Here is a 12808-nt window from a genome sequence, read left to right on the forward strand (position 1 = left end):
CCCTGACACGCCGACGTGCAGGGCAATAACTTCATGATCGACGGGGGTCGAGCCCGGGGACCGGGTAGGGGTTAGTGGAAGAAGTGGCGGGTGCCCGTTAGGTACATCGTTACGTTGGCCTTCTTGGCCGCTTCGATGACCTCTTCGTCGCGGATGGAGCCGCCGGGCTGCACGATGGCGCGGACGCCGGCGTCGATGAGGATCTGCGGACCGTCGGCGAACGGGAAGAACGCGTCCGAGGCGGCGACCGAGCCGCGGGCCCGGTCGGCGCCGGCGCGGGTGACCGCGAGCTGGGCCGAGTCGACCCGGTTGACCTGGCCCATGCCGACCCCGACGGTGGCGCCGTCCTTGGCGAGCAGGATCGCGTTGCTCTTCACCGCGCGGACCGCCCGCCAGGCGAACGCCAGGTCCCGCAGCAACTCCTCGTCGGCGGCCTCGCCGGTCGCCAACTGCCAATTGGCCGGGTCGTCGCCGGGGGCGTTCACCCGGTCGGCGACCTGGGCCAACACGCCACCGGTCACCTGCCGCAGCTCCACCAGCGCCGGCTTCCAGGCCGGTGCCCGCAGCAGCCGGATGTTCTTCTTGCCCTGCAACACCTCGACCGCGCCCTCGTCGAAGCCGGGCGCGACCACCACCTCGGTGAAGATCTCGGCGACCTGCCGGGCCAGCTCGACCGAGACCGGCCGGTTGACCGCGATGACGCCGCCGAACGCCGACACCGGGTCGCAGGCGTGCGCCAAGCGGTGCGCCTCGGCGACGTCCGCGCCGACCGCGATGCCGCACGGGTTGGCGTGCTTGATGATCGCCACCGCCGGCTGGTCGGCGAAGTCGTTCGCGGCCCGCCAGGCGGCGTCCGCGTCGACGTAGTTGTTGTACGACATCTCCTTGCCGTGCAGCTGCTCGGCTTGGGCCAGCCCCGCCGGGGCGTCCGGGTCGGTGTAGAGCGCGGCCGGCTGGTGCGGGTTCTCGCCGTAGCGCAGCGCTGTCGACTTGCGCAGCGCCAGCCCCGCGAACTGCGGCCACCAGTCGTCGGCGGGTGCCAGCTCCTGGGCGCACCACTGGGCCACCGCGACGTCGTACTCGGCGATGTCGGCGAACGCCCGGGCGGCCAGCGCGCGGCGCTGGGCCAGGGTGAAGCCACCCTCGTTGAGCGCGCCGATCAGCGCCGGGTAGCCGGCCGGGTCGGTGAGCACGGCGACCGAGGCGTGGTTCTTGGCGGCGGCCCGCACCATGGCCGGGCCACCGATGTCGATCTGCTCCACGCACTCCTCGACGTCGGCGCCGGAGGCGACGGTCGCCTGGAAGGGGTAGAGGTTGGAGACCAGCAGGTCGAACGCCGCCACGCCCAGCTCGTCGAGCTGTGCCACGTGCGTGTCCTTGCGCAGGTCCGCGAGGAGACCCGCGTGCACCTTCGGGTGCAGGGTCTTCACCCGACCGTCGAGCACCTCCGGGAAGCCGGTCACCGTCTCCACCGGCGTCACCGGCACCCCGGCGGCGGCGATGGTGCCCGCCGTGCTGCCGGTGGACACGATCTCCACGCCGGCCGCGTGCAGGGCCTGAGCCAGCTCGACCAGCCCGGTCTTGTCGTAGACGCTGACCAGCGCCCGCCTGATCGGGCGGCGCCCGTCCTGAGTGGGACTCACGGAACCGTGACCTTCCTTCCGGTGATGGTCCAACCTTCGCGGACCAGCCGACCGACCTGCTCGACGAGCTGGCGCCGCTCGGCTTCCTTGATGCGCTCGGTGAGCGTGTCGACGTCGTCGTCGTCCAGCACCGGCACCGCGACCTGCGCGACGATCGGCCCGGTGTCCATGCCGGCGTCGACGAAGAAGAGGGTGGCCCCGGTGAGCTTCACGCCGTAGGCGAGGGCGTCACGCGGGCCGTGGATGCCGGGGAACGCCGGCAGCAGCGTGTTGTGCGTGTTCAGGTAGCGGTCGCCGAAGGCGGCGAGGAAGTGCGGACCGACCAGCTTGAGGAAACCGGCCGAGATGACCAGGTCGGGCTGGTGCTTCGCGACGTGCGCGGTGAGCGCGCGGTCCCAGTCCTCCCGGGTGTCGTGGTCGCGGACCCGCTCGACGAAGGTCGGCACCCCCGCCGCGTCGGCCCGGTCCAGGCCCGCGATGCCGTCGCGGTCCGCGCCGACCGCGACGACCTGTGCGCCGTACGCGGGGTTGGCGGCGGCATCCAGCAGCGACTGGAGGTTGCTCCCGGAGCCGGAGATGAGGACGACGATGCGGGCGACAGGCGCGGGCTCGGTCACCGGGCCACCCTATCGGGCAGGTCAGGGACGCCCTTCGGCTGGGCCGCGCGCCGATCTTCGACAGTGCCGATGTGCGTCGACCCGATACGCTGCCGCTCGCTCGGGCCGAACGACGCGCCGGCCCACACACCGCCCCTGATCCGGCACACGCCCTTTGCTCTGCACCCGCCCAGGCACCACCGACCGACAGCTGAGCGCTCGACAAGAGCAGGTTTGCCTGCTTTGGGAGACATGTCGTCCTGTTGCTGTACTGGGCTTTGGGAAGACTGACCGCGATCATGGATGGAAACAAAGAGCACCAACTGACGGAACAAGTCCAAGGAGCTTCTCGAATGCAGCCCGGTAACCCCGGTCAGGACCCGTACGGCCAGCAGCCCAACCAGGACCCGACCGCTCCCCAGCCGCCGGCCGCCCCGTACGGCCAGCAGCCCACCTCCGGCCAGCCGTACGGCCAGCAGCCGCAGGACCCGTACGCCGCGCCGCAGGCCCCGTACGGTCAGCAGCCCACCTCGGGGCAGCCGTACGGCCAGCAGCCGCACGACCCGTACGCGCAGCAGCAGCCGCCGTACGGCGCCGGCCCGACGTACCCGAACGCCGGGTACCCGCAGGCGCAGGGGCAGAACAACACCCTCGGCCTGGTGTCGATGATCCTCGGTATCGCGTCGATCCCGCTGGTCTGCTGCCTGTACCTGGGCATCCCGGTCGGCATCGCGGGCATCGTGACCGGTTATCTCGCCAAGCAGAAGGTGGCCCAGGGCCAGGCCAACAACGCCGGCCAGGCCAAGGCCGGTCTGATCTGCGGCGCGGTCGGCGTCGGGCTGGGCATCCTGCTGCTCATCCTGAGCGTCGTGGCGCAGGTCAACCTGCCCACCCAGCCCTGACGGGCTCGGATTCGACGGGGCGCTCCGGGTTCGCTCGGGGCGCCCCGCGCTCGTCTACTGCGCGGGCCCGCGGGCCAGTGCCCGGGTGGCGGCGGCGCCGAGGAGCGCGCCGACCGCGATGACACCGGCCGCCACCGCCCCGACCTGCCAACCCACCGGCCCGACCTGAGCCAGCCGACCGGCGCCGAGCGGCCCGCCGGAGACCGCGGCAGCCGCACCGAGCACCACCCCGGCCACCGGCCCGGCCAGCGCCGCCGGCGCCAGCAACCCGGCCCAGCGCTGCGTGGCCCGCTCCGGGCCGGCGAGTCGAGCCACCCGACGGGCGAGCAGCCAGCCGGCCACCATCCCGGCCAGCACCGGCACCGCGAGCAACAGGGCGCCGAAGCCGTCCACCGGGCCGCGCGGCAGGCCAGCGAGCAGCGGCACGGCCGGCAGCGCGCCGACCGACACCTCGCTGGTGCGGACCGCGGTGTCAGTCCCGACCGCGAAGCCCGGCCCGAGCAGGTAACTGGTGGACCAGACCGCCGCGTTCGGCGCGTACGCGACGCTGACCAGGGTGATGCCGGCCTGCCCGGCGACCCCGGTCCGGTACGCCCCGATCATGTCGGCGGCGTCGCCGCCGCCGGTGGCCACCGCCAGGCCGGCCGCGCCCGCGCCCGCGCCGAGCAGCAGCAGCGCGGCCACCAGACCGGTGCGCACGCCGTCGCGCACGGGGCTCGGCAGCCTGGTGACGAGCAGCCGGGTCACGGCGGTGATCCGGACCGCGCCGACCAGCGCGGCGAGCGTGCCGACCACCGCGAACGTGACACCCGCCCGGATCACTGACACGTCCGGCCCGCCGGTGCCGACCAGCACCGCCGCGAGCGCGCCGAGCAGCGCGTACGCGATGCCGACAGCACTCGCGGCGAGCAGTGCCCGGCGCGGCGAGCGGGTGTCGCGAGCGCCGATCGCACGGCTGACGTGCACGCCGGCGCGGGTCAGCCGCCAGAGCGCGAGCACGGTCAGCGCGAGCGGGGCGAGCCCGAGCGGACCGGACTCGGTGTGCAGTGGCACGCCGTGCCCGAGCAGCCAGCCGGCCAGCGCGGTGCGCAGGGTGCCGGTCAGGGTGGTGGAGTCGGCGCCGAGCTGCACCAGGCCGAGCACGATGGCGACGGGCAGGTACGAGGTGAGGGCGGCCCAGCAGGCGGCCACCCCGGCGGCGACGGGCAACGGCGCACGCCCGCGCGGCGACCCGCCCGCGCGGGGCGCGGGCACCCGCCGGGCCGGTGCGGCACGGTCGACCGGCCGGTCGTCGGCGCTCACACCGCCGGGACGGCTGGGACGGTCAGGGGTGACGGGGGACATCCGCTCTACTCTGGCACGTCGCGCGGGCGGTGGCAGTCCGTTAACCCCTCCTAAGGACGGCGAGTTCACCGAACCGGCGTCCTGCCCACCCGGGCCGGTCTAGCCTCGGCCCAGAGGGGGCGCGAGTCGCCGCCACCCGGGACGGGCTCGCCGGTCGCGGTCCGGGCCGGCACGCCGCCCATGACCGCTCGGAGGAAGCCGTGACGACGCCATACCCGCCTCCCCCACCACCACCGGCCCGGGGACGCGACCGAACCACCCTCTGGGGTGTGCTGGGCATCGTGCTGGGGCTGATCTGCTGCGGCATCTTCGGCATCGTCTTCGGTTACCTGTCCATCCGCGACGCCCGACGGTACGGGCAGTCGCCGCTGCTCGGTTACCTCGCCATCGCGTTCGGCGTGATCAACATCATCGGTGGGGCGATCCTGCGCGCGACAGGCAACTACCCGTTCTGGAACAACGACTGACGCGTACGCCGAAGGGGGTCGACCGGTTCCGGTCGACCCCCTTCGTGTTGCCTTGCCTGACCGGCTCAGCTGCCGGACATGATCTCCCGCATCAGCTTCGCGGTCTCGGTCGGCGTCTTGCCAACCTTGACGCCGACGGCTTCCAGCGCCGCCTGCTTCGCCTCGGCGGTGCCGGCCGAGCCGGAGATGATCGCCCCGGCGTGGCCCATGGTCTTGCCGGGAGGGGCGGTGAAGCCGGCGATGTAGCCGACCACCGGCTTGGTGACGTTGGCCTTGATGAACTCGGCGGCCCGCTCCTCGGCGTCGCCACCGATCTCACCGATCATGACGATGGCGTCGGTCTCCGGGTCGGCCTCGAACGCCGCGAGGGCATCGATGTGGGTGGTCCCGATGATCGGGTCACCGCCGATGCCGACGCAGGTGGAAAAGCCGATGTCGCGCAGCTCGTACATCATCTGGTAGGTCAGCGTGCCGCTCTTGCTGACCAGGCCGATCCGGCCGGAGCCGGTGATGTCGGCCGGGATGATGCCGGCGTTGGACGCGCCCGGCGAGGCGATGCCCGGGCAGTTCGGCCCGATGATCCGGGTCCGCTCGCCCTGCGCCACGTTGTACGCCCAGAACGACGCGGTGTCGTGCACCGGGACGCCCTCGGTGATCACCACGGCCAGCGGGATCGCGGCGTCGATCGCCTCGACCACGGCGGCCTTGGTGAACTGCGGCGGCACGAAGATGACGGTGACGTCGGCCCCGGTCTCGGCCATCGCGTCCGCGACGGACGCGAAGACCGGCAGCTCGGTGCCGTCGAAGTCGACCTTCTGACCCGCCTTGCGCGGGTTGACGCCGCCCACCACGTTGGTGCCGGCGGCCAGCATCCGCCGGGTGTGCTTGGAACCCTCGGAACCGGTCATCCCCTGGACGATGACCTTCGAGTCCTTGGTCAGCCAGATAGCCATGATCAGACCCCCGCAGCTGCCAGCTCGGCGGCCCGCTCGGCCGCACCGTCCATGGTGTCCACCCGCTGCACGAGCGGGTTGTTCGCGCTGTCCAGGATCGCCCGGCCAGCCTCGGCGTTGTTGCCGTCGAGACGGACGACGAGCGGCTTGGTGACCTGCTCGCCGCGCTGCTCCAGCAGGGCCAGCGCCTTGATGATGCCGTTGGCGACCTCGTCGCAGGCGGTGATGCCGCCGAAGACGTTGACGAAGACGCTCTTCACGGCCGGGTCGGAGAGCACGATCTCCAGCCCGTTCGCCATCACCGCGGCGCTCGCGCCGCCGCCGATGTCGAGGAAGTTCGCCGGCTTGACGTTGCCGTGCCGCTCACCGGCGTACGCGACCACGTCGAGGGTCGACATGACCAGACCCGCGCCGTTGCCGATGATGCCGACCTCGCCGTCGAGCTTGACGTAGTTGAGGTCCTTGGCCTTGGCGGCCTGCTCCAGCGGGTCCACCGCGGCCTGGTCGACAAGTGCCTCGTGGTCCGGGTGCCGGAACGCGGCGTTCTCGTCCAGGCTGATCTTGGCGTCGAGCAGCAGCATCCGCCCGTCGCCGTTCTTGGCGAGCGGGTTGACCTCGACCAGGGTGGCGTCCTCGGCGACGAACGCCTGCCACAGGCCCACGGCGATCTCGACCACCTGGTCGGCGACCTCGGCCGGGAAGCCGGCGGCGGTCACGATCTCACGGGCCTTGGCCTCGTCCACGCCCTTCACGGCGTCGATCGGGGCCTTCACGACCTTGTCGGGGGTGTCGGCGGCGACCTGCTCGATGTCCATGCCGCCGGCGACGCTGGCGATGCAGAGGAAGGTGCGGTTCGCCCGGTCGAGCAGGTACGAGAAGTAGTACTCCTCGGCCACGTCCGCGGTCACCGTGATCATGACCTTGTGGACGGTGTGACCCTTGATGTCCATGCCGAGGATGTCGGTGGCCCGGGCCACCGCCTCATCCGGGCCCTCGGCCAGCTTGACGCCGCCGGCCTTACCTCGGCCGCCGACCTTTACCTGCGCCTTGACGACCACACGGCCGCCGAGGCGTTCGGCGATCGCGCGGGCCTCTTCCGGGGTAGTGGCGACGCCGCCGGCCAGCACGGGCAAGCCGTGCCGCTCGAACAGGTCCCGCCCCTGGTACTCGTACAGGTCCACGATTGCGCGTCCCGTCCCGTCTCCGCGGCGCGCCGTCGCGCCGCCACCAGCGTTCAAGAAAACAGTTTGACGCCTGTCATCAGTTGAAACAGGCCATTGGCCGCAGCCTAGCGAGGTCGGCACCACCGGCAACCGAGCGGGTGCACGGTGTGCGGTAATGCACAACCGGACATCAGGTGTGGCCGGTTTCCGGCCATGACCCGGGCTGCATCCACCGTCCGGGCGATGTTGTCCGGCTTGCGTAACCCCGCCGTGGGGGCGTCGTTGAGTCAGGTGTCGGAGCGCTGAACAGCGCAAAGACGGGATACGGCCGATGCCCTGTCGGTCGAGGGGTGGCGGCGGGGCATCGTGCATAGAGGGGCCGGACGTGTGAGGGGTGCGTCCGGCCCCTCCCCCGTGCCCAAATCCGTTCGCGCAGCAGATCGGCGCGGCTCAGGAAACCGGCTGGGCCACGTTCTGTCGGACCCACTCGACAATCGCCTGGGTGGTGGCGCCCGGCGTGAAGATCTTCGCGACGCCCAGCTTCTCCAACTCGGGAATGTCGCCGTTCGGAATGATGCCGCCGCCGAACACGACGATGTCGCGGGCGTCCCGCTCACCGAGCAGTTCCAGCACCCGCCGGAAGAGCGTCATGTGCGCGCCGGAGAGAACGGACAGGCCGACCGCGTCGGCGTCCTCCTGGATGGCGGTCTCCACGATCTGCTCGGGGGTCTGGTGCAGGCCGGTGTAGACGACCTCCATCCCGGCGTCCCGCAGGGCACGCGCGACGACCTTCGCGCCCCGGTCGTGGCCGTCCAGACCAGGCTTCGCGACGACGACCCGAATTCGAGAGCTCATCAGCGCACACCTTTCACCGGCTTGACCGCCTTCACCTTAACGAACGGTAACCCGGCGGACCCGGCCCGGGAAATCCGGGCTCTGTCACCGGCCGTTACCCGGCGCGTCCACCCGGCAACCCGCAGGAGTCGGTCCCACACCGTTCCCGGACCACTCCTGGCCGGGGCGGCGACACCCTCCCCGCGCCGTTCGGAGTCAAGCCGGACGACTCCGCCGGAACGGTCACGCTCGGCGACGAACGGGCAGCGACGGGGGCACCGTTCGGCGTCGCGATGCGTGACAATCATGGACGCAAACGGACAGATCGACACGCCAATTTTTCCGTCTAGCTTGTGACTCGCCTGGCGGTTGGCTAACGTGTCCACGGTTGTCATCAGGTCCATGGACGGGTGACGACGCGGTCAGCGGACGCTTCACTGGAGCTTCAGGGACGCCCACCGGCCGCTTCGGAACCCCGACAACGGAGGGTGTGCGTGCGCCAGCGCCTGTCGTCTGAGCCCGATCGATATCGCGGTCGCCGCCGCGTACCCACCCCACCCCGCAGCCGTTACGCCGCTGTCGTCACCACCGCGTTCGTCGGTGCCGGCATCGTGGCCCTCGGCGCGAGCGCCCTACCGGACGCCAAGGACGTCAGCCCGACGGTCCTCGACGAGCTCAAGCAGGCGTCGGTCACCAGCCAGGACGCCGCGGCCCGTGCGGACAACGCCGACCGCGCCTCCCGGGACAGCCGCAGCACGGACAGCGCCGAGCCCGAGGTCTGGCTGCTGCCGCTTCAGGGGTACGACTTCAACTCCCCGTACGGGATGCGCTGGGGCAAGCTGCACACCGGCGTGGACCTGGTCGCCGGCGAGGGCACGCCCTACGTGGCGATCCACGACGGGCTGGTCACCAAGGCCGGTTGGTTCGGCGGGTACGGCAACGCGGTGATCGTCCAGCACGCCGACGGCAGCGAGGCCATCTACGCCCACTCCTCCGCGGTGAGCGTCAAGGAAGGCCAGCAGGTCAAGGCGGGCGACCAGCTCGGCCTCGTGGGTCAGACCGGCCACGCGTACGGCACCCACCTGCACCTGGAGATCCATGTCAAGGGGCAACCGAAGGACCCGGTGCCGTTCCTTCAGGAGCGCGGAGTGGACATCAAGCTGCAAGTCGAGGCAATCTACAGCGAGGTAGCCGGCTCATGACGGTACGTAACGACCGTTGACCGCCCGGATCTGTTGATCCGGGCGGTTTTGCGTGGGGCGGTGGCGGCCGATGTATCCCGGGTCACAGCCGTGACTGTGACGGACGACACCCGCTTACATGATCACTTTTCCGGATGTAGCGCCGCACAACGGGTCATATCCGGGCAGCCGACTGTCGGCTCTCCGCCTGGGGGTTCGGTCCCCGCGCCCGCCTCACCTCGGCCCGACACCAGTATTTCGAGGTCAAGTGCCCCTCGACTGTGAAGGTCCGCCGTGCAGGAAGACAGCCCCGTGCAGAACGAGAACACCCCCGACACCAGCTCAACCGGGCAGCCGCAGCGCGCCGGCCGACGGAACCGCCTCATCGTGCTCGGGGCCGCCGCCCTGGTGGCCCTCGGCCTCGGTGGTGTCGCCGTCGCCACCAGCGGCACCGACCACCCGGCACCCGCCGCCGTCTCCCTCGACGCCCAGTCCCGGGCCGAGGCCGCGAGCCGGGCCGACCGCTCGATCCGCGAGTCGAGCGCACCGGTCACCCCCTCGCTCAGCCCGACCCCCAGCCCGTCGGCGGTCAGCGCCAGCCCCACGAAGACGGCCGTCGCGAAGGCCAAGCCGAAACCGAAGCCGAAGAAGACCACCAAGCCCACGCCCGCCTGGGTCGACCCGATGCCCGGCGCAGCCGTCACGTCCTGCTACGGGCAGCGCTGGGGCACCCTGCACGCCGGTATCGACCTGGCGCTGCCCTCCGGTACGCCGATCCACGCCGCGGCCGCCGGCACCGTCACCCAGGCCGGCGACGCCTCCGACGGGTACGGCAACTCCGTCTTCATCGACCACGGCAACGGGTACCTGACCCACTACGCCCACCAGAGCCGCATCGCGGTCACCGTCGGCCAGGCGGTCAAGGCCGGCCAGGTCATCGGCTACGAGGGTGCCACCGGCGACGCCACCGGCCCGCACCTGCACTTCGAGGTGCACCAGGGCATGTGGAACCAGATCGACCCGGCCCCGTTCATGCGGGCCCGCGGCGTCGACCTGGGCTGCTGATTCACGACCCCCGCGCGGTGTCGGCGGGCACCATCACGGAAAGAGTGGCCTCAGCGGTGCCCGAGGCCACTCTTTCCGCGATCTAGCGCGATCTGGTTCAGAGTTTGTCGACCGGGGCGTGCCGGAGCACCAGCCACATCGTCTGGTCGCCGAAGTCGATCTGCGCGCGGGCACCCGGGCCGTGCCCCTCGACGGCGAGCACCCGCCCCAACCCGTACCGCTGATGGTTGACCCGGTCGCCCGCGGACACCTTCGGCCCCTGCGGCAGCTCACTGGCCGTGGTCAGCCGGCTGGCGTCCACGCCGAGCCGCTGCGCCAGCTGCGCCGCCTTCGGCGTACCCCCGGTGAAGTTGCCACGCACGCCGGGCGCGCGGTCCGCGCGGCCACCGACGCCGCCGCCCCCGCCAGCCCACGAGGTGTACGACCCCTCGGTGCGCTCCCAGTGCACCAACTCGGTCGGCAGCTCCTCCAGGAAGCGCGACGGCGGGTTGTAGGACGGCTGCCCCCAGGCGGAGCGGGTGACCGCCCGGGAGAGGTAGAGCCGCTGTCGGGCACGGGTGATGCCGACGTACGCCAGTCGGCGCTCCTCCTCCAACTCGCGGGTGTCGCCGAGCGAGCGCAGGTGCGGGAAGACGCCGTCCTCCAGCCCGGTCAGGAAGACCACCGGGAATTCCAGCCCCTTGGCGGTGTGCAGGGTCATCAGGGTGACCACGCCCTGGTGGTCGGGGTCGTCGGAGGGGATCTGGTCGGCGTCGGCGACCAGCGCCACCTGCTCCAGGAAGCCGGCCAGGGTGGCCCGCTCCCCCTCCTCGCCCAGCGCCTCGATCCGCTCGGTGTACTCCCGGGCGACGCTGACCAACTCCTGGAGGTTGTCCACCCGGCCGGCGTCCTGCGGGTCGAGGCTCTCCTCCAGCTCGGTGAGGTAACCGGAGCGGGTCAGCAGCGCCTCCAACACCTCCTCCGGGGTGCCGGTCTCGGCCAGCTCGCGGGCACCGTCGAGCAACGCCACGAAGTCGGCGATGCCGTTGGCCGCCCGGCTGGAGATGCCCGGCGCCTCGCGGGCCCGGCGCAGCGCCGCGCCGAAGGAGATCCGGTCGCGGCTGGAGAGCGCCTCGACACACGCCTCGGCGCGGTCGCCGATCCCCCGGCGCGGGGTGTTGAGCACCCGCCGCAGGCTCACCGTGTCGTCGTCGTTGACCACCGAACGCAGGTACGCCAGGGCGTCGCGGACCTCCTTGCGCTCGTAGAAGCGCACCCCGCCGACCACCTTGTAGGGCAGGCCGACGCGGATGAACACCTCCTCGAAGACCCGGGACTGGGCGTTGGTGCGGTAGAAGACCGCGACGTCGCCGGGGCGGGTCTCGTCGGCGTCGACCAGCCGGTCGATCTCCCGGGCCACCCAGTCGGCCTCGGCGTGCTCGGTGTCGGCCACGTAGCCGACGATCTGCTCGCCGGCGCCGGCCTCGCTCCACAGCCGCTTGGGCTTGCGGGAGGTGTTGCGGTCGATCACCGCGTTGGCCGCGTTGAGGATGGTCTGGGTGGAGCGGTAGTTCTGCTCCAGCAGGATCGTCCGCGCGTGGGTGAAGTCCCGTTCGAACTCCAGGATGTTGCGGATCGTCGCGCCCCGGAACGCGTAGATCGACTGGTCGGCGTCGCCGACGACGCACAGCTCGGCGGGCTCCAGCCCGTCGGTGCCGGAGACCAGCTCCTTGATCAGGACGTACTGGGCGTGGTTGGTGTCCTGGTACTCGTCCACCAACACGTGCCGGAACCGCCGGCGGTAGCTCTCCGCGACGTGTGGGTGGGACTGGAGCAGGTGCACCGTGGTCATGATCAGGTCGTCGAAGTCCAGCGCGTGCGCCTCACGCAGCCGGCGCTGGTAGAGCGTGTACGCCTCGGCCAACGCCCGCTCGTTGGGCCCGGTGGCCCGGGCCGCGAACTGCTCCGGGTCGACCAGCTCGTTCTTGAGGTTGGAGACCTGGGCCGCCAGCCCGCGCGCCGGGTAGCGCTTCGGGTCGAGATCCAGCTCGCGGGTCACCAACTGCATCAGCCGGCGGGAGTCGTCCGCGTCGTAGATCGAGAACGTCGACTTGAGGCCGGCGTGCTCGTGCTCGGCACGCAGGATCCGCACGCAGGCCGAGTGGAACGTCGACACCCACATCAGGCGGGCCCGGGGGCCCACCAGCGCGGCGACGCGCTCCTTCATCTCACCGGCGGCCTTGTTGGTGAAGGTGATCGCGATGATCTCACCGGGGTGCACGTCCCGGGCGGCGAGCAGGTAGGCGACCCGGTGCGTGAGCACCCGGGTCTTGCCGGACCCGGCGCCGGCCACGATCAGCAGCGGCGAGCCGGCGTGGCTGACGGCGTCGCGCTGCGGCCCGTTCAGCCCGGCGAGCAGCTGCTGCGGATCGAGGCGCGCGGCGGCCGCCCCGGGTCGGTGCGGGCGGGCCGGCGCGGACTCCGGCGCAGGCGGGGACGCGGGGATGTCGAAGAGAGGATGCATCGCCCGACAAGTCTATGCCGCCGGCCGGACACTGCGCCTCTGGCGCTCAGCAGCTCGTGCCCGACGGCGCGCACCCACCACCCGGTACGCCCACCGGTGCGAAAGGCGCCCTTCGCGACGCGGAATGCTTGCGCACCCGGCAACGACGTGGGCATAC

Annotated in this window: 11 protein-coding genes; 4 read left to right on the forward strand and 7 right to left on the reverse strand. The window is 71.6% G+C overall.

Annotated features, from left to right (window positions below; translation table 11 throughout):
* Positions 1–71: 71 nt before the first annotated feature.
* A complete protein-coding gene (gene purH, locus ACFYL6_RS08450; protein WP_387169227.1) occupies positions 72–1643 on the reverse strand; it encodes a bifunctional phosphoribosylaminoimidazolecarboxamide formyltransferase/IMP cyclohydrolase in 1572 nt (523 codons plus the stop codon).
* Positions 1640–2260, reverse strand: a complete 621-nt coding sequence (gene purN, locus ACFYL6_RS08455; protein ID WP_387169230.1) for a phosphoribosylglycinamide formyltransferase — start codon at positions 2258–2260, stop codon at positions 1640–1642. The genes purH and purN overlap by 4 nt, the downstream gene beginning before the upstream one ends.
* A 332-nt stretch (positions 2261–2592) precedes the next feature.
* Here purN and ACFYL6_RS08460 point away from each other — a divergent pair, with 332 nt between their 5' ends.
* Positions 2593–3141: a DUF4190 domain-containing protein gene (locus ACFYL6_RS08460; RefSeq protein WP_387169233.1), complete on the forward strand. Its 549-nt coding sequence runs from the start codon at positions 2593–2595 to the stop codon at positions 3139–3141.
* A 54-nt stretch (positions 3142–3195) separates the two neighbouring features.
* Here ACFYL6_RS08460 and ACFYL6_RS08465 read toward each other — a convergent pair whose 3' ends face one another.
* The gene (locus tag ACFYL6_RS08465) at positions 3196–4485 is read right to left on the reverse strand and encodes a DUF6350 family protein (protein WP_387169237.1); all 1290 of its coding nucleotides are present in this window, start codon (positions 4483–4485) and stop codon (positions 3196–3198) included.
* Positions 4486–4685: 200 nt separating this feature from the next.
* On the opposite strand from ACFYL6_RS08465, the gene ACFYL6_RS08470 reads away from it, so the two are divergent.
* Positions 4686–4952 (forward strand): DUF4190 domain-containing protein, encoded by a 267-nt coding sequence (locus ACFYL6_RS08470; protein WP_357764197.1) that lies wholly within the window; start codon positions 4686–4688, stop codon positions 4950–4952.
* Between the two features lie 65 nt (positions 4953–5017).
* Here ACFYL6_RS08470 and sucD read toward each other — a convergent pair whose 3' ends face one another.
* The 3 genes from sucD to ACFYL6_RS08485 form a co-directional block, all read right to left on the reverse strand.
* Positions 5018–5905: a succinate--CoA ligase subunit alpha gene (gene sucD / locus ACFYL6_RS08475; RefSeq protein ID WP_238657516.1), complete on the reverse strand. Its 888-nt coding sequence runs from the start codon at positions 5903–5905 to the stop codon at positions 5018–5020.
* Between the two features lie 2 nt (positions 5906–5907).
* Positions 5908–7086 (reverse strand): ADP-forming succinate--CoA ligase subunit beta, encoded by a 1179-nt coding sequence (gene sucC / locus ACFYL6_RS08480; RefSeq protein ID WP_387169241.1) that lies wholly within the window; start codon positions 7084–7086, stop codon positions 5908–5910.
* A gap of 432 nt (positions 7087–7518) precedes the next feature.
* Positions 7519–7923, reverse strand: a complete 405-nt coding sequence (locus ACFYL6_RS08485; protein ID WP_030491849.1) for a cobalamin B12-binding domain-containing protein — start codon at positions 7921–7923, stop codon at positions 7519–7521.
* 473 nt (positions 7924–8396) lie between these two features.
* Between ACFYL6_RS08485 and ACFYL6_RS08490 the strand changes: the two genes are divergently transcribed.
* A complete protein-coding gene (locus ACFYL6_RS08490; protein ID WP_387169244.1) occupies positions 8397–9104 on the forward strand; it encodes a M23 family metallopeptidase in 708 nt (235 codons plus the stop codon).
* A 273-nt stretch (positions 9105–9377) separates the two neighbouring features.
* The gene (locus ACFYL6_RS08495) at positions 9378–10148 is read left to right on the forward strand and encodes a M23 family metallopeptidase (protein WP_387169247.1); all 771 of its coding nucleotides are present in this window, start codon (positions 9378–9380) and stop codon (positions 10146–10148) included.
* Between the two features lie 97 nt (positions 10149–10245).
* Here the strand turns inward: ACFYL6_RS08495 and pcrA are convergent, their stop codons facing one another.
* The gene (pcrA, locus tag ACFYL6_RS08500; RefSeq protein ID WP_387169250.1) at positions 10246–12651 is read right to left on the reverse strand and encodes a DNA helicase PcrA; all 2406 of its coding nucleotides are present in this window, start codon (positions 12649–12651) and stop codon (positions 10246–10248) included.
* Between the last annotated feature and the right edge of the window lie 157 nt (positions 12652–12808).

Source organism: Micromonospora sp. NPDC007208 (assembly GCF_042869175.1).
GTDB classification, from domain to species: Bacteria; Actinomycetota; Actinomycetes; order Mycobacteriales; family Micromonosporaceae; genus Micromonospora; species Micromonospora foliorum.